20 protein-coding genes and 1 riboswitch are annotated in these 24,802 nt (G+C 52.5%); of the genes, 4 read left to right on the top strand and 16 right to left on the bottom strand.

Annotation, left to right across the window (positions count from 1 at the left end):
• Positions 1-9 precede the first annotated feature (9 nt).
• On the bottom strand, positions 10-624 hold the full coding sequence (locus tag DY231_RS03565) for a LysE family transporter (protein ID WP_034498458.1): 615 nt from the start codon (positions 622-624) through the stop codon (positions 10-12).
• 283 nt (positions 625-907) lie between these two features.
• Between DY231_RS03565 and folA the strand changes: the two genes are divergently transcribed.
• Positions 908-1,387, top strand: a complete 480-nt coding sequence (folA, locus tag DY231_RS03570; RefSeq protein WP_034498456.1) for a type 3 dihydrofolate reductase — start codon at positions 908-910, stop codon at positions 1,385-1,387.
• A gap of 45 nt (positions 1,388-1,432) precedes the next feature.
• On the opposite strand, the gene apaH is transcribed toward folA, so the two are convergent.
• Genes apaH through lptD form a run of 6 tightly spaced genes read right to left on the bottom strand, consistent with a single transcriptional unit; the run spans position 1,433 to position 8,176 of the window.
• A complete protein-coding gene (gene apaH, locus DY231_RS03575) occupies positions 1,433-2,284 on the bottom strand; it encodes a bis(5'-nucleosyl)-tetraphosphatase (symmetrical) ApaH (protein WP_115627307.1) in 852 nt (283 codons plus the stop codon).
• A gap of 4 nt (positions 2,285-2,288) precedes the next feature.
• Positions 2,289-2,666, bottom strand: coding sequence for a Co2+/Mg2+ efflux facilitator ApaG/CorD (apaG, locus tag DY231_RS03580; protein ID WP_034498452.1), 378 nt, complete (start codon positions 2,664-2,666; stop codon positions 2,289-2,291).
• A 2-nt stretch (positions 2,667-2,668) separates the two neighbouring features.
• The gene (gene rsmA / locus DY231_RS03585) at positions 2,669-3,496 is read right to left on the bottom strand and encodes a 16S rRNA (adenine(1518)-N(6)/adenine(1519)-N(6))-dimethyltransferase RsmA (RefSeq protein ID WP_034498450.1); all 828 of its coding nucleotides are present in this window, start codon (positions 3,494-3,496) and stop codon (positions 2,669-2,671) included.
• Positions 3,493-4,482, bottom strand: coding sequence for a 4-hydroxythreonine-4-phosphate dehydrogenase PdxA (gene pdxA / locus DY231_RS03590; protein ID WP_115627308.1), 990 nt, complete (start codon positions 4,480-4,482; stop codon positions 3,493-3,495). Before pdxA ends, rsmA begins: the two co-directional genes overlap by 4 nt.
• Positions 4,475-5,767, bottom strand: coding sequence for a peptidylprolyl isomerase SurA (gene surA / locus DY231_RS03595; RefSeq protein WP_115627309.1), 1,293 nt, complete (start codon positions 5,765-5,767; stop codon positions 4,475-4,477). The genes pdxA and surA overlap by 8 nt, the downstream gene beginning before the upstream one ends.
• A 54-nt stretch (positions 5,768-5,821) precedes the next feature.
• On the bottom strand, positions 5,822-8,176 hold the full coding sequence (gene lptD, locus DY231_RS03600) for an LPS assembly protein LptD (protein WP_115627310.1): 2,355 nt from the start codon (positions 8,174-8,176) through the stop codon (positions 5,822-5,824).
• Between the two features lie 183 nt (positions 8,177-8,359).
• Here lptD and djlA point away from each other — a divergent pair, with 183 nt between their 5' ends.
• Entirely contained in the window at positions 8,360-9,166 is an 807-nt protein-coding gene (gene djlA, locus DY231_RS03605; RefSeq protein WP_034498441.1) for a co-chaperone DjlA, read from the top strand.
• A gap of 31 nt (positions 9,167-9,197) precedes the next feature.
• Here the strand turns inward: djlA and rluA are convergent, their stop codons facing one another.
• The 6 genes from rluA to araB all read right to left on the bottom strand — a co-directional run bounded on the left by rluA (position 9,198) and on the right by araB (position 19,360).
• A complete protein-coding gene (gene rluA / locus DY231_RS03610; RefSeq protein ID WP_115627311.1) occupies positions 9,198-9,857 on the bottom strand; it encodes a bifunctional tRNA pseudouridine(32) synthase/23S rRNA pseudouridine(746) synthase RluA in 660 nt (219 codons plus the stop codon).
• The gene (gene rapA / locus DY231_RS03615; protein WP_115627312.1) at positions 9,857-12,763 is read right to left on the bottom strand and encodes an RNA polymerase-associated protein RapA; all 2,907 of its coding nucleotides are present in this window, start codon (positions 12,761-12,763) and stop codon (positions 9,857-9,859) included. The genes rluA and rapA overlap by 1 nt, the downstream gene beginning before the upstream one ends.
• A gap of 144 nt (positions 12,764-12,907) precedes the next feature.
• Complete coding sequence (gene polB / locus DY231_RS03620; RefSeq protein WP_115627313.1) at positions 12,908-15,268, bottom strand: DNA polymerase II; 2,361 nt, start codon at positions 15,266-15,268, stop codon at positions 12,908-12,910.
• A 75-nt stretch (positions 15,269-15,343) separates the two neighbouring features.
• Positions 15,344-16,039 carry an L-ribulose-5-phosphate 4-epimerase gene (gene araD, locus DY231_RS03625; protein WP_115627314.1) on the bottom strand — a complete coding sequence of 232 codons (696 nt, stop codon included), beginning with the start codon at positions 16,037-16,039 and terminating at the stop codon, positions 15,344-15,346.
• Positions 16,040-16,140: 101 nt separating this feature from the next.
• On the bottom strand, positions 16,141-17,643 hold the full coding sequence (gene araA, locus DY231_RS03630; RefSeq protein WP_115627315.1) for an L-arabinose isomerase: 1,503 nt from the start codon (positions 17,641-17,643) through the stop codon (positions 16,141-16,143).
• A 10-nt stretch (positions 17,644-17,653) separates the two neighbouring features.
• Complete coding sequence (araB, locus tag DY231_RS03635) at positions 17,654-19,360, bottom strand: ribulokinase (protein ID WP_115627316.1); 1,707 nt, start codon at positions 19,358-19,360, stop codon at positions 17,654-17,656.
• 340 nt (positions 19,361-19,700) lie between these two features.
• On the opposite strand from araB, the gene araC reads away from it, so the two are divergent.
• Complete coding sequence (araC, locus tag DY231_RS03645) at positions 19,701-20,546, top strand: arabinose operon transcriptional regulator AraC (RefSeq protein ID WP_034498434.1); 846 nt, start codon at positions 19,701-19,703, stop codon at positions 20,544-20,546.
• An 87-nt stretch (positions 20,547-20,633) separates the two neighbouring features.
• The gene (locus DY231_RS03650) at positions 20,634-21,407 is read left to right on the top strand and encodes a DedA family protein (RefSeq protein WP_115627318.1); all 774 of its coding nucleotides are present in this window, start codon (positions 20,634-20,636) and stop codon (positions 21,405-21,407) included.
• Here the strand turns inward: DY231_RS03650 and thiQ are convergent.
• From thiQ to thiB, 3 genes are read right to left on the bottom strand one after another with little or no spacing between them, the layout of a single operon-like run.
• Entirely contained in the window at positions 21,391-22,095 is a 705-nt protein-coding gene (gene thiQ, locus DY231_RS03655) for a thiamine ABC transporter ATP-binding protein ThiQ (RefSeq protein ID WP_115627319.1), read from the bottom strand. The two genes, DY231_RS03650 and thiQ, sit on opposite strands and share 17 nt — an antisense overlap.
• Positions 22,079-23,689, bottom strand: a complete 1,611-nt coding sequence (gene thiP, locus DY231_RS03660) for a thiamine/thiamine pyrophosphate ABC transporter permease ThiP (RefSeq protein ID WP_115627320.1) — start codon at positions 23,687-23,689, stop codon at positions 22,079-22,081. Before thiP ends, thiQ begins: the two co-directional genes overlap by 17 nt.
• The gene (gene thiB / locus DY231_RS03665) at positions 23,665-24,648 is read right to left on the bottom strand and encodes a thiamine ABC transporter substrate binding subunit (RefSeq protein ID WP_034498407.1); all 984 of its coding nucleotides are present in this window, start codon (positions 24,646-24,648) and stop codon (positions 23,665-23,667) included. The genes thiP and thiB overlap by 25 nt, the downstream gene beginning before the upstream one ends.
• A 37-nt stretch (positions 24,649-24,685) precedes the next feature.
• Positions 24,686-24,785: riboswitch (TPP riboswitch) on the bottom strand.
• Positions 24,786-24,802: the final 17 nt, after the last annotated feature.

The raw sequence follows: 24,802 nt of genomic DNA on the forward strand, positions 1-24,802 counted from the left end.
GATTCTTTCTCAACTCAAGGCGACTTTTATTCCAAGCGCTATCAACATCCCACCCAGCAATTTATCGACGATCTTCTGCGCTTTGGCCAGTCCGCGACGCACCGGCTCGCTTTGAATCAGCACTACTAATAGCGGCCACCAGACGACGGACAGCATCAGGATAACACCTGCGTACCAGAGTTTTTCCATAGTGCCTGAGTTCACGCTTAAAACCTGAGTGAAAACGGAAAGGAAAAAGAGTGTGGCTTTCGGGTTTAACAGGTTACACAGATAGCCTTGTAAGAAGGCTTTCTTGAGCGTGGTTTGCTGGCGTTCAACCTGGCTGACATCCATTTTACTGCCGCCACGTGCCAACAAAGCATTAAGGCCGACCCAAATCAGATAAGCCGCACCGGCATATTTCAATAAACCGAACAGCCATGGTGTGGTGGTGATCAGCACCGCAAGCCCTGCAACACAATAAGCCATGTGAGTCGCAACGCCGCTAATGACGCCAAGCGAGGTCATCATCGCCGCCATACGCGGGTAGCGAGCTGCGTTCTTAATGACCAGAAAGAAATCAGGCCCAGGAGAAAGCATCCCCAACGTGGCGATGGTGGCGACAAACAGCGTGGTTTCTAACATGGTTTTATCCGGTACAGACGAAGAAACGTGAACTATACCGCAGCTATTGCATAAACTTATAGTAGGCGCGGAAGTGCAGTGAATAATTTTTTACGCCAGCGTTTAGATGACTTCTGGCGCTTTTACGCTAACTCATTGTTCCTGCTGTACCACAAAGCAATACATAATGGGTTTACACTCGCAGAACGAAAATAATCTCGCGGACACGCATGCGGACAGTCGACGAAAGAATGCGCTTTCCGTATAGTGGCGGCAATTTTTTCACCACCCTTGGGTTAATAGAATGATCAGTCTGATTGCTGCATTAGCGGTAGATCGTGTAATTGGCATGGAAAACGCCATGCCCTGGGATATTCCTGCCGATCTGGCCTGGTTTAAACGTACTACGCTGAATAAACCTGTCGTTATGGGGCGTTTGACCTGGGAATCTATCGGTCGTCCGCTGCCGGGTCGCAAGAACATCGTGATTAGCAGTAAACCGGGAACCGACGATCGCGTTGAGTGGGTTTCATCCGTTGAAGATGCGATCAAAGCCTGTGGCGATGCGGAAGAGATTATGGTGATTGGCGGCGGGCGTGTGTACGAACAGTTCCTGCCTAAGGCACAACGCCTGTATCTGACGCACATCGACGCGGAAGTGGAAGGCGACACGCACTTCCCGGATTACGACCCGGACGAGTGGCAGTCAACGTTCAGCGAGTTCCATGACGCAGACGAGAATAACTCTCACGGTTACTGTTTTGAGGTTCTGGAGCGTCGATAAGACGTGCTGGAATAGAAAAAACCCGGTTTATGACCGGGTTTTTTATTATGAAGCGATAGCCGTTTCACCATCACCGACATCTTTCTGGCGATTGGATGGCTGAACGAAGGTCGTTTTATCTTCCCAGCGCAAGCATGTTAGCTCACCACCCCAGCAGCAGCCGGTATCAAGCCCGTATATACCCTCTGGTGTGCCTTTGCCTTCCAGTGATGCCCAGTGTCCGAAAATAACGGAATACTCAGCGGTGACAGGACCAGGGATGGCAAACCACGGTTTCAGTGGTGCAGGTGCGCTTTCTGGCGTGTCTTTGCAATACATATCCAACTGGCCATTCGGGAAGCAATAACGCATGCGGGTCAGCGAGTTGGTAATGAAACGCAGACGAGCTAACCCTGAAAGTTCCGGCGACCAGTTGTTTGGCATATCGCCATACATTGCGTCGAGGAAAAGCGGATAGCTGTCACTGGATAGTACGGCTTCGACATCACGCGCACAGGCCATGGCGGTATTTAAATCCCACTGCGGCGTAATTCCGGCGTGAGCCATCACCAGCTTTTTCTCTTCATCAACCTGAATCAGAGGCTGGCGGCGCAACCAGTTAAGCAGTTCGTCGGCATCTGGCGCTTCCAGCAATTGGGAAACGCGATCTTTCGGTTTATTACGGCTGATACCGGCATAAACCGCCAGAAGATGGAGATCGTGATTACCGAGAACAATTCGCACGCTATCACCCAGTCCACGCACGTAACGCAGGACTTCAAGCGAGCCTGGCCCACGCGCGACGAGATCGCCCGTAAGCCATAAAACATCTTTGCCAGGCGTAAACTCGACCTGTTGCAGCAGGGCTACCAGTTCATCGTAACAGCCGTGAACGTCGCCAATCAGGTATGTAGACATCGTATCAATGAATGAAGGCTGGAATAGCCAGACGGAATACGGGAATAGCGACACGGAAGGCATCGCCCTGAGAGTCGACCATTTCGTAATGGCCTTGCATGGTGCCAAGCGGTGTTTCAAGCACTGCACCGCTTGTGTAGCTGTATTCGTTGCCCGGTTCAATATGCGGCTGGACGCCAATCACGCCCTCGCCCTGAACTTCAGTTTCATGGCCGTTGCCGTTGGTGATAAGCCAGTAACGGCCAAGCAACTGAACCGGTGTTCGCCCCAGGTTACGAATGGTGACGGTATAAGCAAAGACGAAACGTTCGTTCTCAGGTGAGGACTGCGATTCGATATAAACGCTTTGTACCTGAATGCATACGCGGGGCGAATTCAACATCGTTAACTCTCCTTCGGCTGCTGCTGTGGGTGCTCAGCCAAATAGTTTGCCAGTTGGCAATACTGTGCGACTGAGATGTTCTCAGCACGCAGGGTTGCATCGATTCCCAGCTCCGCCATCACTTCAGGACTGAATAGATGACCAAGGCTATTACGAATCGTCTTGCGGCGTTTATTAAATGCTTCAGTGGTGATGCGGCTTAACACGCGCAGCTCTTTCACTGGGTTTGGTATTACTGCATGTGGAACCAGGCGCACAACGGCTGAATCAACCTTTGGTGCAGGAGTGAAGGCCGTAGGCGGCACTTCAAGCACTGGGATCACGTTGCAATAATATTGCGCCATGACTGATAAGCGACCATACGCTTTACAGTTCGGGCCAGCAACTAAACGGTTTACCACCTCTTTTTGCAGCATAAAGTGCATGTCTGCAATGGCATCAGTATAGCTAAAGAGATGGAACATCAATGGCGTGGAGATGTTATACGGCAGGTTGCCAAATACGCGCAACGGCTGACCGATTTTTTGCGACAGCTCTCCAAAATCCATGGTCATGGCATCTTGCTGATAAATAGTCAGCTTCGGAGCCAGGAACGGATGCGTTTGCAGGCGTGCTGCAAGGTCGCGGTCCAGTTCGATGACGGTCATTTCATCCAGGCGTTCACCCACAGGCTCGGTTAATGCGCCGAGGCCGGGGCCGATTTCAACCATCGCCTGGCCTTTGAGTGGATTAATAGCAGAGACAATACTGTCGATAACGAACTGGTCATTAAGGAAGTTTTGTCCAAAACGTTTACGGGCTAAATGGCCCTGGTGGACACGAGTATTCATTGAGTATTAACAATCATTTTGATGGCGAGATTAAGCGCCGTAATAAAACTGCCGACCTCGGCTTTCCCCTGACCGGCTAGTTCTAGCGCGGTTCCATGGTCAACCGAAGTGCGGATAAAAGGTAAGCCTAGCGTGATATTCACCGCGCGACCAAAGCCCTGGTATTTGAGAACCGGCAAACCTTGATCGTGGTACATCGCCAGTACTGCGTCGGCATTATCGAGATATTTAGGCTGGAATAGCGTATCTGCCGGAAGCGGGCCAGAGAGTTTCATCCCTTTAGCGCGCATTTCATTCAGTACTGGAATGATGGTATCAATTTCTTCCGTACCCATGTGACCGCCTTCCCCGGCATGGGGGTTAAGGCCACAAACCAACACGTGCGGCTCGGCGATACCAAACTTGGTTTGCAGGTCATGATACAGGATGGTGATTATCTGGCGTAATAAATCTGGCGTTAATGCATCAGAAATCGCTTTAAGCGGCAGATGTGTCGTCACCAGTGCAACGCGAAGTTCTTCGGTCGCCAGCATCATCACGACTTTTTCGCTGTGCGATCGCTCTTCAAAAAATTCGGTGTGACCGATAAACGAGATCCCGGCATCGTTAATAATGCCTTTATGTACCGGCCCGGTGATCAGTGCGGCAAATTCGCCGTTAATACAGCCATCACAAGCACGCGCCAGCATCTCTACGACATAGGCACTGTTTCTGACATCCAATTGTCCAGGGACGACAGGAGCGCGTAATTCGATGGGAAGAACGGTGAGCGTGCCAGCCACTTGCGGGCTTGCTGGAGTGCCTGGTTGGTAAGTTTTGATGTTGAGAGGAAGGCCGAGTAGGGCAGCACGTTCCTGGAGGAGTTCAGGCGAAGCTGCGACAACCATTTCTACGGGCCAGTCGCGGCTTGCCAGCGCGATGACCAGGTCGGGGCCAATCCCGGCGGGTTCGCCGGGAGTGATGACCACGCGATGGGTATTAGCCATTGCTACCGATAACTTTCACGTAGGCAGAAGCACGTTGTTCCTGCATCCAGGTTTGCGCTTCTTCAGAGAACTTACGGTTGAACAGCATACGATATGCACGATCTTTCTGCGCAGCATCGGTCTTATCAACGTTGCGAGTATCCATGAGTTCAATCAAATGCCAGCCAAATGAAGAGTGAACCGGTGCGCTCAACTCGCCTTTATGCATTTTTGACAGTGCATCACGGAACGCCGGATCGTAGATATCGGTAGCCGCCCAGCCCAAATCCCCACCCTGGTTAGCAGAGCCTGGATCTTCAGAGAAGGATTTTGCTGCCGCTGCGAAGGTGGTTTTGCCGCTCTTAATATCAGCCGCAATCTGATTCAGTTTCGCACGAGCTTGATCGTCACTCATGATAGGTGAGGATTTCAGCAAGATATGGCGAGCATGAACTTCAGTCACAGAAATGCTCTGGCTCTGGCCACGCAAATCGTTAACTTTCAGGATGTGGAAACCCACGCCTGAACGAATCGGACCGATGACATCACCTTTTTTCGCCGTGCTTAAAGCCTGAGCGAAAATAGACGGCAACTCCTGAATACGTCCCCAGCCCATTTGGCCGCCTTTCAGCGCCTGTTGGTCAGCAGAATAGGTGATTGCCAGCTTGCCGAAATCGGCACCGCTTTGCGCTTGTGAAGCGATATCACGCGCTTGTTTTTCCGCATCATCTACCTGAGTAGAAGTCGGGTTTTCCGGCAATGGAATCAGGATGTGGCTTAAATTCAGCTCGGTGCTGCTGTCGTTTTGGCTGCCCACCTGTTGTGCCAGAGCATCAACTTCTTGCGGCAGAATCGAGACGCGGCGACGAACTTCGTTATTACGCACTTCCGAAATGGTCATTTCTTTGCGGATTTGAGCACGGTAGCTGTTGTAATTAACACCGTCATACGCCAAACGACTGCGCATCTGGTCCATACTCATTTTGTTCTGTGCCGCGATATCAGTAATGGCTTTATCCACCTGCTCATCGGTCACTTTAACGCCCATTTTCTGACCCATCTGCAACATGATTTGATCCATGATCAGACGTTCCAAAATTTGATGACGCAGAGTGGCATCGTCAGGAAGTTGTTGGCCGGCTTGTTGAGCACCTTGTTTCACTGACTGCATCATGCCGTCAACGTCACTTTCCAGCACCACACCGTTGTTCACTACGGCTGCAACTTTATCGACCACTTGCGGGGCCGCGAAAGAGGTATTCGCCGCGAGGACGAAACCGAGAAGCAGCGTTCTCCAATTCTTCATACTTTTTCCATTTACTTAGCCGCAAAGCGGACTGCGATTTCTAGTCAAAGTGAATTACATCGAGCTCTGATAAGGCAGAATGTTAGAACGCAACATCTGCTGAGTGCCCAGGCCGTAGTTGGAACTCAGGCCACGTAACTCGATGTTAAAGCCAATTACGTTATCGTATTTGCTTTCGTTGTTTTCCCAGCCGTTAATTTTACGCTCGTAACCGACACGAATCGCATAACAGCAAGAGTTGTACTGCACTGCCAGCATGGAGTCAGCGGTTTGTTGCGCATTGGTGTCATAGTAATACGCACCAACGACAGACCAACGGTCAACCACAGGCCAGCTCGCCGTCATCCCAACTTGTGAAATACCTTCCTTGTACTGACTCGCCGTTGCAAAACTTGGCAGCGTAGCTTGAATGTATTCCGGGCTGGCATAACGGTAGTTCAACTGCAGCAGACGATCGTTATCTTTGCGATATTCAACAACACCATTACCTGTTGCGACGTTATCAAGACGCGTGTCGTACTGTAGCCCACCGCGAAGACCCCAACGGTCGGTCATGCGCCAATAGGTATCACCAGCCCAGACCATCGATCCCGTTTTCTTGTCTTTTTCCCACTCAATATTGTCATCGCCAGTGCGAGACTGAGTGAAGTAGTAGATTTGACCCACAGAAACGTTAAAACGTTCAACTGCGGCATCATCATAAATACGGGAGGTTACACCGGTAGTGACCTGATTTGCTGAAGCAATACGGTCAAGACCACCGTAAGTTTTGTCGCGGAACAAACCGCTGTAATCAGACTGCAACAGTGAGGAGTCGTAGTTATTGATGTTGCTCTGGTCACGATACGGCACATAAAGATATTGCACGCGCGGCTCAAGCGTTTGTTCCCAACCCGCAGCCGAATCCATTGCACGGTCGAAAATCAGCTTTCCGTCCATTTTGAATTGCGGCAGAACACGGTTAACCGACGATTCCAGCTTGCTGTTAGGGTTGACGTTTTTCTCATATTTTTCGAGATTATCTTGCTGATAATGCGTCGCCATCAATTTGGCTTCGGTATTCAGACTTGCCCAGCCGTTAGACAGTGGCAGGCTAATGACCGGCTCAATATGAAGACGGGTGGCTTCTGGCTGATTATCACTCACGTTGGTGAAATGAACTGCCTGGCCATAAATGCGGGTATCAAACGGCCCAACATCATTTTGATAGTAATTCATATCCAGCTGCGGTTGCGCGCTGTATGAATTATTGTTTTGCTGAGACTCAAAGATCTGGAACTGTTTAGTCGACAGCGTGGCGTCGAAGTTTTCATTCGCGTAGCCGACGCTGAATTTTTGCGTGGCGTAGCCGTCGGTACTGGAACCGTATTTCGAATCAAAGTCGTTGAAGTAGCTTGGATCGCTGACTTTGGTGTAGTCGATATTGAAACGCCACACCTGATCCATTACGCCACTGTGGTTCCAGTAGAACAACCAGCGTCGCTCATCCCCTTCTGGGTTTTTAGCCACGTCGTCTTTGTATTCGTCATCCGATAACAGGTAATCGAATTCCATGATACCCGCGCCCGCCTGGGTCAGGTAACGGAATTCGTTCTGCCACTGCATGCCACGCTCTTCCATGTAATGCGGAGTGATGGTGGCATCAAAGTTTGGCGCGATGTTCCAGTAATACGGCAGCGTGAACTCAAGACCGCTATTGGAACTGTATTTCGCATTGGGAATAAGGAAACCGGAACGACGTTTATCGCCAATCGGTAATTGCAAATAGGGGCTGTAGAAAACAGGAACTGGCCCGATTTTAAAACGAGCATTCCAGATTTCAGCGAGTTCTTCTTCTCTATCCTGAATAACTTCACTTCCCACAACGCTCCAGGTATTAGAACCCGGTAAGCAGGAAGTAAATGTGCCATTTTCCAGAATGGTATAGCGATTATTGCCGCGCTGTTTCATCAAATCTGCGGTACCACGACCCTGGCGGTCTACCATTTGGTAGTCACCGTCCCAGACGTTAGTATCTTTGGTGTTCAGATTCGACCAGGCTTTTGGCCCTTTCAGAATGACCTGATTATCGTCGTAATGGACGTTGCCAACGGCATCGACGGTACGAATAGGATCGGGCTGACCTTCAACCTGTTTCTGATGCAGGAGAACTTCGTCAGATTGCAGGCGGCTGTTGCCTTGTTGAATATCTACATTGCCACTGAACACCGCATCGTCAGGATAATTTCCTTTTGCGTGATCGGCATTTATAGTGACAGGCAGGTTGTTGGTGTCGCCTTGAATTAATGGGCGATTGTAACTTGGCACACCAAGCATACACTGCGACGCAAGATCGGCAGCCATACCTTGTTGACTATATAGCGCTGCGCCAATCAAGGTGGCCAGCAAGGTGGGAATACGTTTTTTCATACGTGTTATTCGTTGTTCCATCATCAATGGCTTAGCGTCGGCAAACGGTCAGAGACTAACTTACTCATCACCACAGCGCTAGTGTTAATCCTGTCCGTTTAGCAGTCTGCCGTTAGGCACCGCTATCAATGACGGGTATGATAAAGCAAATTCTAGCCGACGGCATGACGATTTGGGGAGTATATGCAGTATTGGGGAAAAGTACTCGGTGTCGCAATAGCACTAATTATGGGCGGTGGCTTCTGGGGTGTGGTGTTTGGGTTACTGATTGGTCACGCCATCGATAAGGTGCGTAGCCGTCGTCAATCCTGGTTTTCTAACCAACAACAGCGCCAGTCACTGTTTTTTAGCACCACATTTGAAGTCATGGGCCATTTGACCAAGTCAAAAGGGCGCGTAACGGAAGCCGATATCCAGATAGCTTCGCTATTAATGGATCGTATGCAGTTACATGGTGATGCGCGAAGTGCCGCACAGCATGCTTTCCGCGTCGGCAAAGAAAATGGTTATCCGTTGCGTGAAAAAATGCGCCAGCTTCGCAGCGTCTGCTTTGGGCGTTTTGACCTGATTCGGATGTTTCTTGAAATTCAAATTCAGGCGGCGTTTGCTGATGGATCTTTGCATCCTAACGAACGAGAAGTGTTGTACGTCATTGCCGAAGAACTCGGCATTTCACGCATACAGTTCGATCAGTTCTTACGCATGATGGAAGGTGGGCAGCAGTTCGGCGGCGGTTACAACCAGTCGCAAGGCGGTTTCCAGCAGCAACGTGGGCCAACGCTTGAAGATGCCTGCAATGTGCTGGGCGTCAAAAGTAGCGACGATGCCACAATCATTAAACGCGCGTATCGTAAGTTGATGAGCGAGCATCACCCGGACAAACTTGTGGCAAAAGGTCTTCCGCCAGAAATGATGGAAATGGCCAAGCAGAAAGCGCAGGAAATCCAGAAAGCGTACGATCTGATTAAGACGGCGAAAGGATTTAAGTAATAAAAAAGCCTCTCAACTGAGAGGCTTTTTTTTAGAAATCAGCCGGAGCACGGAACGTCATGGGTGTTCCATATTCTGGGTGAGTGATAGTCAGCATTTCCGCATGGAGCTGCAAACGCGGCGCCATCGCTAACGCCTCAGGTGACGCGTAAAAACGATCGCCCAGAATCGGATGTCCCATTGCCAGCATATGCACGCGCAACTGATGCGAACGCCCGGTAATCGGTTTTAGCAGGACACGCGCAGTGTTATCCGCCGCATACTCCAGCACCTGATATTCCGTCTGTGCTGCCTTGCCGGTTTCATAACACACTTTCTGTTTAGGCCTGTTTGGCCAGTCACAAATCAGCGGTAAATCGACCAGCCCCTCTTCCGGCTGAGGATGACCCCACACCCGCGCCACATACTGTTTCTTCGGCTCACGTTCACGGAACTGGCGTTTCAGTTCGCGCTCTGCTGCTTTAGTCAGCGCCACAGCAATCACACCGCTGGTAGCCATATCCAGACGATGCACTGATTCTGCCTGCGGGAAGTCGCGCTGAATCCGCGTCATCACGCTGTCTTTATGCTCATCCAGACGGCCCGGTACAGACAACAAGCCCGAAGGCTTGTTGACGACCATGATGTGCTCGTCCTGGTAAAGAACGATCAACCAGGGATCAGTGGGTGGGTTATAGGGTTCCATTAACATTATTGGTGTGTCACCACGATCAAACGCAACGCATCCAGACGCCAGTTGGCCTGGGCGAGGCTTTCCAGCACTTGTAGACGGTTGCTTTCGATGGCTTCGAGTTCGTCATCACGAATGTTCGGGTTAACCGCTTTCAGCGCTTCCAGACGGGAAAGTTCAGAACTCAGCTTCTCATCTGCTTCTTCGCGCGCCGCTTTGATCAACACTTGCGCTGCCGCTTCCACTTTCTCTTCTGCCAATTGCAAAATCGCGTGAACATCTTGCTGAACTGCGTTCACCAATTTGCTGCCGGTATGGCGATTCACGGTGCTGAGCTGGCGGTTAAAGCTTTCGAATTCCACCTGAGCGGCAAGGTTGGTGCCGTTTTTGTCCACCAGCATGCGCACAGGCGTTGGCGGCAGGAAGCGGTTAAGCTGCAATTGCTTCGGCGCTTTTGCTTCGACGACATAAATAAGCTCCAGCAATAACGTTCCTACTGGCAGCGCTTTGTTTTTCAACAAAGAGAGCGCACAGCTGCCGGTATCGCCGGACAGAATCAAATCCAGACCGTTGCGAATGATTGGGTGTTCCCAGGTGACAAACTGCGCATCTTCACGAGACAACGCCACTTCACGTTCAAACGTAATCGTGCAACCGTCTTCCGGCAGGCCAGGGAAATCCGGCACCAGCATGTGATCGCCAGGCGTCAGCACCACCATGTTGTCGCCGCGATCGTCCTGATTAATGCCGACAATGTCGAACAAGTTCAGGGCGAAGCTGACCAGATTAGTGTCGTTATCCTGCTCAGAAATGGCCTGCGCCAGCGCCTGCGATTTTTCACCGCCGTTGGAGTGGATTTCCAGCAGGCGGTCACGGCCCTGCTCAAGTTGCAGCTTCAACGCATCGTGCTGTTCGCGGCACAGCTTGATAAGCGCATCGAAACCGTCGGTATTTTCCGGTGCGGCCAGGAACTCAATCAGTTGCGGATAAACGTTATCGTAAATCGCACGACCGGTTGGGCACGTGTGCTCGAACGCATCCAGCCCTTCATGGAACCACTTCACCAGTACCGATTGCGCGGTTTTTTCCAGATAAGGAACGTGAATCTGAATATCGTGCGCCTGACCGATACGGTCCAGACGGCCAATACGTTGCTCCAGCAAGTCCGGGTTAAATGGCAGATCGAACATGACCAGGTTGCTTGCAAACTGGAAGTTACGGCCTTCGGAACCAATCTCCGAGCACAGCAATACTTGTGCGCCGGTATCTTCTTCGGCAAACCAGGCCGCGGCACGGTCACGCTCGATAATCGACATACCTTCATGGAACACGGCTGCACGAATACCTTCGCGTTCACGCAGCACTTGCTCAAGCTGCAAGGCGGTGGTGGCTTTGGCACAAATCACCAGCACCTTTTGCGAGCGGTGGCTGGTCAGGTGGCCCATTAGCCATTCAACACGCGGGTCGAAGTTCCACCAGGTACCAGTATCGCCTTCAAATTCCTGATAAATCTGCTCTGGATAAAGCATATCGCAGGCGCGTTCTTCCACGGATTTACGTGCCGCCATAATGCCGGACACTTTAATCGCGGTTTGATACTGCATTGGCAGCGGCAAACGGATGGTATGCAGTTCGCGTTTCGGGAAACCTTTGACGCCATTACGGGTGTTACGGAACAACACGCGACTGGTCCCGTGGCGGTCCATCAGCATGGAAATCAGTTCCTGACGCGCAGCATCGCTGCCTTCACGGTTACTGTTCGCGGTTTGCAGCAGAGGCTCGATATCCTGCTCGCCAATCAACTCACTCAGCATATTAAGCTGATCGTTGGTCAGGTGGTTGCCTGCCAGCAATAATGCAACGGCATCCGCTACCGGGCGGTAGTGTTGCTGCTCTTCAACAAACTGCTCAAAATCGTGGAAACGGCTCGGGTCAAGCAAACGCAGGCGCGCGAAGTGGCTTTCCATACCTAACTGCTCAGGCGTTGCGGTAAGCAGCAGGATGCCCGGAACATGCTCGGCAAGTTGCTCAATCGCCTGATATTCACGGCTTGGCGCATTCTCGCTCCACACTAAATGGTGCGCTTCATCGACAACCAGTAAATCCCATTCGGCTTCGCACAGGTGTTCAAGACGTTGCTTGCTGCGACGCACGAAATCCAGAGAACAGATAACCAGTTGTTCTGTTTCGAATGGGTTATCACTGTCGTGCTGGGCTTCGGCGTAACGCTCGTCATCAAACAGCGAGAAACGCAGGTTAAAGCGGCGCAGCATTTCAACCAGCCACTGATGTTGCAGAGTTTCCGGAACGACGATCAATACGCGTTCAGCGCTGCCAGCCAGCAACTGCTGGTGCAAAATCATCCCGGCTTCAATGGTTTTACCTAAACCGACTTCGTCCGCCAGCAACACGCGTGGTGCATGGCGACGACCCACATCGTGAGCGATGTTCAACTGGTGTGGGATCAGGCTGGTGCGCATGCCGCGCAGGCCACTCCACGGTTGGCGATACTGCTCGCTTTGGTAAACACGAGAGCGATAACGCAAGGCAAAACGATCCATGCGGTCGATTTGCCCGGCAAAAAGTCGGTCTTGCGGCTTGCTGAACACCAGTTTGCTGTCGAGGAACACTTCGCGCAGCATCGTGCCAGCTTCTTCTGTATCCAGACGGGTGCCAATGTAGGCAAGTAAACCGTTTTCTTCTTTAACTTCATCAACTTTGAGTTGCCAGCCTTCATGACTGGTGACGGTATCACCCGGGTTAAACATCACGCGCGTGATAGGCGAGTCACTTCTGGAATACAGACGATTTTCACCGGTGGCAGGGTAGAGCAGGGTTACCATTCGTGTGTCTAAAGCGACCACGGTTCCCAGTCCCAGTTCGCTTTCGGTATCGCTGATCCAACGTTGACCAAGTGTAAAAGGCATAAGATTTCGGCTCTATTATCAGTTACTAAGATTTGCAGGCAATAGTAAAACGACCGCGCGCAAAGGGGGGCGGTAGTTCAAAAGTAGATTTAAGGATGATTCAGGAGGGCGCTATGGTACTGGAAGCCGATTGATTCGTCACCGTCAAAATAGACCTAATTGCCCTGTCATTAGTGTAGCAAAGTCATCCTCAAGGAAAGGTAAAATTCCTTCGGCGACCGGTTGGAGCTGGCGTGTCAGGTAGTGATCGTAGTCCAGGGGGGATTCCTGGTAATCCACCGGCTCAGGGCCATTCGTCGTAATCACATACTTGATAGTTCCCCGGTTCTGATACTGCGCAGCACGGCCAAGTCTTTGATTATGCTCATCAGCCAGACGTGCAGCACGCACATGCGGCGGCACGTTTTTCTGGTATTCACTGAGCGGACGACGCAGTCGTTTCCGATAAATCAGCTGCTCGTCCAGCTCACCCGCCATCAAGCTTGCGATGGTTTCGCGGATGTAATCCTGATACGGCTCGTTACGGAAAACCCGTAAATAAAGTGTTTTCTGGAACTCCTGTGCCAGCGGCGTCCAGTCCGTGCGCACGGTTTCCAACCCTTTAAACACCATGCGCTGCTTGCCGTTTTCCTGAATCATTCCGGCGTAGCGCTTTTTGGAACCTTCAACCGTGCCGCGAATGGTCGGCATCAGGAAGCGGCAAAAGTGCGACTCAAACTCCAGCTCAAGTTTGCTGTCGAGTTGCTGAGTTTCTTGCAGATGCGCTTTCCACCACGCATTCACATGGTTCATCAACTGCTGGCCGATGCGAGCAGCATCTTCCTCGGAATGGGCTTTTTTGAGCCACACGAAGGTGGAATCCGTGTCCCCGTAAATCACGTCATAACCCTGAGATTCGATCAACGCTTTAGTTTGCAGCATGATCTGATGCCCGCGCATGGTGATCGACGAGGCAAGGCGAGGATCGAAGAAACGGCAGGCACTGGTGCCCAACACCCCGTAAAACGCATTCATAATGATCTTCAACGCCTGCGACAGAGGCTTATTGCCGTGTCGTTTTGCTTCATCGCGACCCGACCAGATTTGCCCGACAATCTCTGGCAGGCAATGTGTGGTCCTGGAGAAATGCGCACCAAGAAAACCCTCGACGGAATGTTCAGGGGCGGGTTGCGCCATCCCTTCCACCAGCCCAACCGGATCGATGAGAAACGTGCGGATGATCGACGGGTAAAGGCTTTTGTAATCGAGCACTAACACCGAGTCATAAAGCCCAGGGCGTGAGTCCATCACATATCCGCCAGGGCTTGCCTGAGGCGGTACCTCGCCGAGATTGGGCGCAACGTAACCGGCGCGGTGCATGCGAGGTATATAAAGGTGGCCAAATGCTGCAACGGAACCGCCATGTTTATCCAGCGGCAAACCGTTCACCGTGGCGCGCTCCAGCAAGAACGGCATTAGCTCGGTTTTGTGGAAAATCCGCGTGACCAGTTCGCAGTCTTTGAGATTATATTTCGCCAGTGCGGGCTTATCTTCGGCAAAACGGCGGTCAATTTCGTCCATGCGTTGCCAGGGATTATCGATAGATTTACCTTCGCCAAGCAATTCCTGAGAAACCGACTCAAGGGAAAAAGAGGAGAAATTCCAGAAGGCAGAGCGCAATGCTTCGATGCCATCGATAATCACTCGTCCGGCGGCTTGCGCGAAGAACACCCCTTTTTTGAAGCCGTGCTCGCGCCACTCCAGAATGCTGTTTTCACGCCCAAGACGCAGCGGGACCTGGTAACGTTCGGCCATTTTTTGCAGCACCCGCAAATCGAACTGCACCACATTCCAGCCAATCAAAACATCTGGGTCATGTTCAGCAAACCAGGCATTCAGCTTTTCGAGCATTATCGGACGGCTGGCGACATATTCCAGTGTGAAATCCAGACCACTCGCGTCCCCATTTTCCGGGCCAAGCATATAAACGATGCGCTGCCCGCAGCCTTCGAGACCGATACAATACAGTTCGCCATGGCGAGTGGTTTCAATATCCAGCGACACCCATTTCAACGGCGGACGATAATCCGGCGCGGGTTTCAGCTTCGTTTCAACCACCAGATTATTTTTTTGTTCGCCACTAAACCAGACGGGGGCGGTAATAAAGCGCTCCATCAAAAAACGCTCGGGTGGGCGAATATCGGCTTCGTAAACCTTAACGCCACCATCACGCAATAGCTTTTCGATACGCATTAACTGCCGATGCTGACGGCAGTACAAACCGCAGACGGGCTGGCGATGGAAATCTTTAAGCGGTAACGGAGTGAGGCGATAGTGACTTTCGTTAGCGAGCAGGCGTGTCGCTTCGGCTTGTTGTGATTGCGGGATAAACGCGACGGATTCCTGGCGCGGCAGACGCACCTTCACCGGGCCATCGTCTGTTGCCAGCCAAAATTCAACTTCAGTACCGAGTGGGGTATCTCGCCAGTGACGCGTGAGTAAGAAACCCTGACGAGCTTGTGACACGCTGCATTCTCATAAAAGAAAAGTGGTCTGATTATAGACCACTTCATGCAGGTTTACTGCTTTTATGTACAGTGTTTACTGCCCGTAATAAGCCTTCGCGCCATGCTTACGCAAATAATGTTTATCCAGCAGCGTTTGTTGCATATCCGGTAATTCTGGCGAAAGTTGTCGGCAGAATATCCCCATATATGCCACTTCTTCCAGCACGATGGCGTTATGAACTGCATCAACGGGATCTTTACCCCAAGCAAACGGGCCATGGGAATGCACCAGCACGCCGGGCATTTGCGCGGCGTCGATTCCACGTTCAGCAAAAGTTTTCACGATAACTTCGCCGGTTTGCCATTCGTAGTCACCGTTGATCTCATCATCGGTCATTTTGCGCGTGCAAGGTATGGTGCCGTAGAAATAATCCGCGTGAGTTGTTCCGGTGGCCGGGATGGATTTTCCAGCCTGTGCCCAGATAGTCGCGTGACGTGAATGGGTGTGGACAATGCCGCCGATATGCGGAAATTGCAGATACAGCAAGCGGTGAGTGGGGGTGTCTGATGAAGGTTTTTTGTTGCCTTCCACCACTTCGCCCGTTTCCAGGCTTACAACCACCATATCTTCAGCGGTCATAATGCTGTAATCGACACCGGACGGTTTGATAATTAACACACCACGTTCCCGATCAACCGCGCTGACGTTCCCCCAGGTCAGGGTGACCAGATTATGTTTCGGCAGCGCGAGATTGGCTTCGAGTACCTGACGTTTGAGATCTTCTAACATATTAAGTCCTGGTCAAATGAGTGTCGGATGGCGCGTGCGCTTATCCGACCTACTTGAAGTTGTAGGGTGGAAGGCGCACGCGCCATCCACCGTTCTCCTGACTAACGTTTATAGCTGTAATAAACCTCGTTCCAGCGCAGAGAGTCTTTAAACGCAGGCAGGCGGGTGTCGTTATCAATAACCGCCAGTTCGATACCGTGCAGTTCGCTGAACAGGCGCATATCGTCGAGCGTCAGAGACTGGCTGAACACGGTGTGGTGTGCGCCGCCTGCCAGAATCCACGCTTCGGATGCGGTAGGCAGATCCGGCTGCGCTTTCCACAGTGCATTCGCCACAGGCAGTTTCGGCAATTGATGCGGTGCTTCGACGGTATCAACACAGTTCACCAGCAGGCGGAAACGATCGCCCAGATCGATAAGGCTCGCATTCAGCGCCGGGCCAGTTTGGGTTGAGAAGATCAAGCGTGCAGGATCGTCCTTGCCACCGATCCCTAAATGCTGCACATCCAGAATCGGTTTTTCAGGCGTGGCGATAGATGGGCAAACTTCCAGCATGTGGGAACCGAGCACCATATCGTTGCCGTTCTCGAAGTGATAGGTGTAGTCCTCCATGAATGAGGTGCCGCCTTGCAGACCGGTTGACATCACCTTCATGATGCGAAGCAAAGCGGCAGTTTTCCAGTCGCCTTCGCCCGCAAAGCCGTAGCCTTGCTGCATCAGGCGTTGCACTGCCAGACCCGGAAGTTGTTTCAGGCCGTGCAGGTCTTCAAATGTGGTGGTAAAGGCACTAAATCCGCCTTGCACCAGGAACTGTTTCATCCCCAGCTCAATGCGCGCGGCATCCAGCACATTCTGGCGTTTATCACCGTTGATCTGGGCTGCTGCACTCAGACGATAACTGCTTTCGTATTCGTCGACTAACGCGTTCACATCCCCGTCGCTCACCGCGTTTACAACCTGAACTAAATCGCCCACGGCGTAAGTGTTGACCGCAAAACCAAACTTCATCTGCGCGGCCACTTTATCGCCGTCAGTCACGGCGACTTCACGCATGTTGTCGCCGAAACGAACGACTTTCAGTTGACGGGTATCTTGTTTTGAAACCGCCTGGCGCATCCAGGAACCAATGCGCTGATGTGCTTGCGGATCTTGCCAGTGACCGGTCACGACGGTGTGTTGCTGGCGCATACGTGCGCCGATGAAACCGAACTCACGGCCACCGTGGGCAGTCTGGTTCAGGTTCATAAAGTCCATATCAATGCTGCCCCATGGGATCTGTGCATTGAATTGAGTGTGGAATTGCAGCAGCGGCTTGGTCAGGATGCTCAGGCCGTTGATCCACATTTTGGCAGGCGAGAAGGTGTGCAGCCACACCACCATACCGGCGCATTTATCGTTGTAACTGGCATCGCGGCAAATAGCAGTAATTTCGTCAGGCGTAGTTCCCAGCGGCTTAAGCACCAGTTTGCACGGCAGTTTGGCTTCTTTATTGAGCGCATTGACCACCTGCTCCGCGTGTTGGTTTACCTGGCGCAACGTTTCCGCGCCATAAAGATGTTGGCTACCAATCACGAACCACACTTCATATTGTTCAAAAATGTTCATCGTTATGTCCTTAAAGGGTCACAGTGGCCGGGGCTGCATGAGGCGTCGCAGCAGGGGCTGAAGGGAGATAATGTTGTTCCGCGCTAACGGCCCATTGCTGATAGCGGCGGTAAAGTTGTTCAAAGCGCTCTGCGCGTTGAGGAATCGGTTGCAGGGTGTTTTCGATTTGGCTGGCCATAGCGAGCTGGGCGCGGGAAATATCTGCGTGTTTGCCCGCAGCCACGGCGGCAAAGATCGCAGCACCTAATGCGCAGCACTGGTCAGAGGCGACAATCTGTAGCGGGCGATTCAGTACGTCAGCGCACACCTGCATGATCACGGGGGATTTACGGGCAATACCGCCCAACGCCATCACGTGAGTGACGGGAATCCCTTGTTCGGTGAAGCATTCCATAATCGCTCGGGCACCAAAGGCGGTGGCGGCAATCAGCCCGCCAAACAGCGCAGGTGCGTCTGTTGCCAGGTTTAAATCGGTGATCACACCTTTCAGGCGCTGATTGGCATTCGGCGTACGGCGGCCGTTAAACCAATCGAGGACGACCGGGAGATGTTCCAGAGAAGGGTTTTTCGCCCAGGCTTCCGTTAACGCAGGCAGCAGTTGTTTTTTGCTGGCATTGATTTGCTCGCGTAGTTCAGGATGCTGTTGCGCCAGTTGTTCCAGCGGCCAGCCGAGCACTCGGCCAAACCAGGCGTAGATATCACCAAACGCCGATTGTCCGGCTTCGAGGCCGATAAAGTCCGGAACCACGCTGCCATCGACTTGCCCGCAAATGCCTTTTACGGCGCGGTCGCCAACTGTGAGTTTGTCGGCAATCAAAATGTCGCAAGTAGAAGTGCCGATGACTTTCACCAGGGTGTTCGGCTGAGCGCCCGCGCCGACCGCACCCATATGGCAATCAAATGCGCCACCGGAAATCACCACGCTCTGCGGCAGACCAAGGCGCTCAGACCATTCGGCGGAAAGGTTGCCGACCGGGATATCCGCAGTCCAGGTTTCGGTAAACATCGGATAAGCCAGATTCTGGTTAATCACCGGATCTAATTCATCAAAGAAACTCGCCGGAGGCAGGCCGCCCCAGCTTTCATGCCACAGGGATTTATGTCCGGCGCTACAGCGGCCACGGCGAATATCTTGCGGGCGAGTGGTGCCGGAAAGCAGTGCCGGAACCCAGTCGCACAGTTCAATCCACGATACGGCGGCTTGTGCCACTTGTGGGTCAGCGCGGGTGACGTGCAGGATTTTTGCCCAGAACCATTCGCTGGAATAAATACCGCCGATGTAACGGGAATAGTCACTTTTCCCGGGCTGATGGCACAGGCGGGTAATCGCTTCGGCTTCTTCTACGGCAGTGTGATCTTTCCACAACACAAACATGGCGTTCGGGTTGTCCGCGAATTCTGGCGTCAGCGCCAGCACATTCCCTTGGGCATCTATCGGGGCGGGAGTGGAGCCGGTGCTGTCGACGCCAATGCCGCACACGCGGGCGCGTTGTTCAGCCGTCAACTCAGCAAGAACGGTTTTTACCGCACGTTCCATGGACTCAATGTAATCCTGCGGATGATGGCGGAACTGGTTGTTTGGGGCGTCACAATATTGGCCTTCTTGCCAGCGCGGATACCATTCCACGCTCGTGGCGAGCTCCGCACCGTTTTCGCAATCAACGGCTAAGGCGCGCACGGAATCACTGCCAAAATCGAGGCCCAGCGCAATCGACATTTTTTTACTCCCTGACCTGGTTATCTATGGAAATGACATTAGTTTTTATGCCGGAAAACCGTCAGGTCGTATTCGCTGTAGTTATGGAGAAATTTGCTGTGCCTTTGAGAAGTGTGACGCCCCGCAAATAATCGATGTGGACATTTCTGCTACTTTTATAAACACTTCGGTTATCGTCACAAAACCTTGTGATTGACGAATGAAAAGCATAGGTGCAGGTAAATTGCGGCTTTATGATGAAATCAGGACGGTTTGTTGTTTGTGCAGTATGACGCCGCCAGTGAATAGCATGGATATGGACAAATTGTTCCTGCCGACCAATTAAATAGCGAGCTTGATGATGCCTGAGATGCAAAACGATCCCCTGTTACCGGGGTACTCATTTAACGCCCACCTGGTGGCCGGATTAACGCCAATTGAAGCTGAAGGGCCACTGGATTTTTTCATCGACAGACCGCTGGGCATGAAAGGCTACATCCTCAATTTAACGGTGCGCGGAGAAGGGGTTATCAATAATCAGGGGAAGAACTATATTTGCCGCCCAGGCGATATTCTGTTGTTCCCTCCGGGTGAAGTGCACCACTATGGCCGCGAACCTGCCAGCAAAGAGTGGTATCACCAGTGGGTTTACTTCCGCCCGCGCGCTTACTGGCAGGAGTGGCTGAACTGGGAGCCTATCTTTGCCCATACGGGGTTTTTCCGCCCGGATGACGCTCACCAGCAAAACTTTTCTCAGCTCTTTGGGCAGATTATTGAGGCCGGGCAGGCAGAAGGGCGTTACGCGGAATTATTGGCTATCAATCTGTTAGAACAATTATTACTGCGGCGCATGGAAGTATTAAGCGCCTCGCTCAATCCCCCGCTTGATAACCGCGTTCGTGACGCGTGCCAGTACATCAGCGACCATCTGGCTGATAACCAGTTTGATATCGCCAGTGTCGCGCAGCATGTCTGTTTATCGCCTTCTCGCCTGTCGCATTTGTTCCGCCAGCAGCTTGGCGTCAGCGTTTTAAGCTGGCGTGAAGACCAACGTATTCTCCAGGCCAAACTATTGCTGAGTACCACGCGTATGCCGATTGCCAGCGTCGGGCGCAATGTCGGGTTTGAAGACCAGCTCTATTTTTCGCGAGTTTTCAAGAAGTGCACGGGTGCCAGCCCGAGTGAGTTTCGTGCAGGGTGTGAATGATCACTATAATTTATACATACAAATGATGGCTTGACGGTTATCTCATCACTCAGGAGAATCGCCCACTCGTTTCTCGACGGACGCTTTATGGAAGCTTTGCTGGAACACTTTATAACTCAGTCAGTGGCGTATTCGCTTTTTGCGGTGATGCTGGTGGCCTTTCTGGAATCTCTGGCGCTGGTGGGGCTTATCCTGCCTGGCACGGTAATGATGGCGGGGCTGGGTGCGCTGATTGGCGGCGGGCAGGTCGGTTTTTATCACGCCTGGGCTGCGGGGATAGTCGGTTGCTTGTTGGGCGACTGGATTTCGTTCTGGCTTGGGGGACGCTTCAAAGGGCCATTGCACCGCTGGTCGTTTATGAAAAAAAACAAAGCGCTGCTGGATAAAACCGAGCACGCGCTGCATCAGCACAGCATGTTTACCATCCTGGTTGGCCGTTTTGTTGGCCCGACACGCCCGCTGGTACCGATGGTCGCAGGCATGTTGGATCTCCCTGTTTCTAAATTTATTGTCCCTAACATCATCGGCTGCATTTTCTGGCCGCCCATCTACTTCTTGCCCGGAATTCTGGCGGGAGCCGCCATTGATATTCCTGCGGATATGCAGAGCGGCAGCTTTAAATGGCTGTTACTGCTGGTCGCGCTGGGCCTTTGGCTGGCGGGCTGGTTGTGCTGGCGCTGGTGGCGTAGCGGTAAAGCAAGTGCCGACCGTTTAACGCAATATTTGCCTCGGGCGCGTTTGCATTGGCTAGCCCCCACCATGGCGGTGCTGGCGATAGGCAGTTTTGTGGTGATTCAAATGCACCCGTTAATGCCGATTTACCGCGAAATTTTGTGGAAAGTGCTTACTGGCCACCACTAATACCCAGCAGCGCCGATGCGCTGGCTTCCCCGCTCAATAAGGTTGCCGTGTCGCCATCCCAGGCGATACGGCCATCGACCACCACCAGACTTCTTTCGGCAATGCGTGCCGCATCTTCAACACTGTGTGACACCATCAACAGCGTCAGTTGCTGCTGGCGGCACAGGTCATCAAGCAATTGCAGCATCTCCTGGCGCAGCGCCGGATCGAGTGCTGAGAAAGGTTCATCGAGCAGCAAAATAGGTTGCTCGCGCACCAGACAGCGGGCGAGGGCGACACGCTGGCGCTGGCCGCCAGAAAGCTGTGAAGGCAAACGGTCGAGCAAATCACTAATCGCCATTTGACTGGCAATGGTCGCCAGACGCTGCTGCTGTTCAGGATTCAGCTTCAGGCCGGGATTTATCCCAAGCCCTATGTTCTGACGCACCGTCAGATGGCTAAAAAGATTGTTCTCCTGGAACAGCATCGACACCGGGCGCTGCGCAGGTGCGCTATGCGAATGATCTTCATTGTTGAGCCTAATCTGCCCGCTGGCAGGTGTCAGAAAACCGGCAATCAAACTCAGCAGCGTACTTTTCCCCGCGCCGCTTGGCCCCAGCACCGCCACGCGTTCTCCGGCATTAATTTGCATCGAAAAACGCATCGGTAAATGGTGATAGAGCCAGGTTACATCAGTTAGCGTTAGCATGGCGTCCCGGAAGTTTTTCAATCAATGTGAATAAAGCAAAGCACAGTATCAGCAGGATCAGCGCGGTAACGGCGCCATCCTGGCTACGATATGAACCAATTTGTTGATAGAGATAGAACGGTAGCGTGCGGAAATCTTCATTACCAAATAGCGCCACGACGCCAAAATCACCAATCGAGAGCACGCAGGCAAATGCTAGCGCCTGTGCCAGTGGGCGTTTGAGCGCCCGTAACTCGATGTAGCGTAGGCGATTTAAGCCACTGATATTGAGTGACTGGCACAATTTGCCGTAGCGTTCCGCGACATCCAGCATCGGGTTTTCCAGCACTTTCAACGCATAGGGAATGGCCATCAGCGCATTGGTAAAAATTACGATGCCGTCAGCGGTTTGCGGCAAACCCACGCTGTTATTGAGCAACAGGAAAAAGCCGGTTGCCAGCACAATGCCCGGCATGGCTAAAATCAACATGCCGCTCAGTTCCAGCGCCTGCCCGGCAAATGCGCGGTTGCGCAGGCGCAATTCACGCGAACTCCACAGCAGCATCACTGTTATCACCACACAGATTAACCCTGCGCCCACGGCGATTCGTAATGAGGTGAATAATGCCTGCCATAGAATCGGTTGTGACAGCACAGAACCCAGGCCGCTATTGATGCCATCAATGATGACCGCTATCAGCGGCGGTAATAACAACAGCAGTGCGAGTACGATAAGCAGCCCGTCACACAGTCTGCGGCGCAGGTTATCCTGCGGGTCGCGCCAGCCTTGCATCTGGCTGATACCCACCGGAATCGCTTTGCTAAGGCGTTGGCTCATCAGCACCAGACCCAGGCAGCAAATCATTTGTACTAATGCGAGCAACGCCGCACGGGCTGGATCGTAGTCGTAACTCAGCGCCTGGAAGATGGCCAGTTCGATAGTGGTCGCCTGCGGCCCGCCGCCCAGTGAAAGCACGGTGGCAAAACTGGCGAAGCAAAGCATGAAAATGAGTGCGGCGGCAGGAAGAATCTGGCGGCGTAACCACGGCCATTCCACAAAGCGGAAGAAATTCCAGCCCTGCATTCCCAGCTGTGCGGCGACCTGGCGCTGTTCGCTGGGGATATTTTCCAGCGCCTGAAGCAGCAAACGCGTCGCCATCGGCAGGTTAAAAAAGACGTGAGCTAATAAAATGCCCTTAAGGCCATATGGCGAGAAAACCCATTCAATGCCCAGCCAGGCGCACAATGAGGCCAGCCAACCTTCGCGGCCGTAAACCGTCAGAATCCCGAACACGGCCACTAACACTGGCAAAACCAGCGTCATGGCGCACAGGCGTAACAGCGCGAGCCGCCCCGGAAAACGGCGGCGGTAAAGTGCGCGGGCGAGGAAAATCGCCGGAAATACCGAAAGGGCAGCGGAGAGGAATGCTTGCCAGAACGAGAAACGCAGTACGTGCCACAAATAGCTATCCTGCACCAGAGCACGGATATCGGTTTGCGGCGCGTTAAACCACAGCGCCAGAAAAGCCGCCAGGGCTACGGCTACCACGAGAGTAGCGGCGCATAGCCCTGGAATCAGCCAGCCGGGGATCAGCGGCTGACGGCGCGTTGCCATTCACTAATCCAGCTGGCGCGATGGGAAGAGACGTCTTGCGGGCTAAATTCCAGCGTGGTCTGCGGTTTCACCAGGCCGTTAAAACCTTCTGGCAATTTCACGTCCGTTACCGGGTACATCCAGTTGCCGGTTGGGATGGTGTTCTGGAAACCTGGCGAGGTGATAAATTTCATGAATTTCTCAGCCAGTTCAGGCTGCTTGCTGGAAGCCAGACGGCCAGCGACTTCGACCTGCAAATAATGCCCTTCGCTGAAATTTGCCGCTGCGTAGTTATCTTTTTTCTCTTCGATAATGTGATACGCCGGTGACGTGGTGTAGCTCATCACCAAATCACCTTCGCCTTTCAGGAACAGGCCGTATGCTTCAGACCAGCCTTTGGTGACGGTGACGGTTTTCTTCGCCAGTTTCGCCCAGGCTTCAGGCGTTTTGTCGCCGTAAACTTTTTGCATCCATAACAGCAGGCCTAAACCCGGCGTGCTGGTGCGCGGATCCTGGTAAATCACTTTCCATTTTTGGTCGCTTTCGACCAGTTCTTTCAGGCTTTTTGGCGGGTTTTTCAGTTTGTTTTTATCGTAGACGAAAGCGAAATAGCCGTAGTCGAAAGGCACGAACGTGTCGTTGTTCCAGCCGCCAGGGATTTTCAGTTTGCTGCTATCAACATTGCTGGTGGCAAACAGTTTGGTCTGCGCAGCCGCTTCCAGCAAATTGTTATCCAGGCCCAGCACCACATCAGCCTTGGTGTTTTTCCCTTCCATGCGCAGGCGATTTAGCAAAGAGACGCCGTCTTCCAGTGCGACGAATTTCAGCTCGCAATTGCAGTCAGCTTCAAAGGCTTTTTTCACCGCAGGGCCTGGACCCCAGTCGGCGGCAAAGGAGTCGTAGGTGTAAACAGTCAGCAGGGGTTTGGCAAAAACCGGGGCGGCGATGAGTGCCAGTAACGGCAGGAATTTTTTGAACACTTTGCACCTCTTGGAATTAGGGGTGGCAAAGGATATTTGAGAATAGAGCCTCAAATCCCTTCGCCGGCATTATCCGGATCAGGTTCGACGGGTATTATCTCAGCCAGACTTTCGTCTTAGCACCCCGTTGAGAACGCGAGCATTGTAATGATTC

It is taken from the genome of Buttiauxella agrestis, from assembly GCF_900446255.1.
In the GTDB taxonomy this organism is placed as follows: domain Bacteria; phylum Pseudomonadota; class Gammaproteobacteria; order Enterobacterales; family Enterobacteriaceae; genus Buttiauxella; species Buttiauxella agrestis.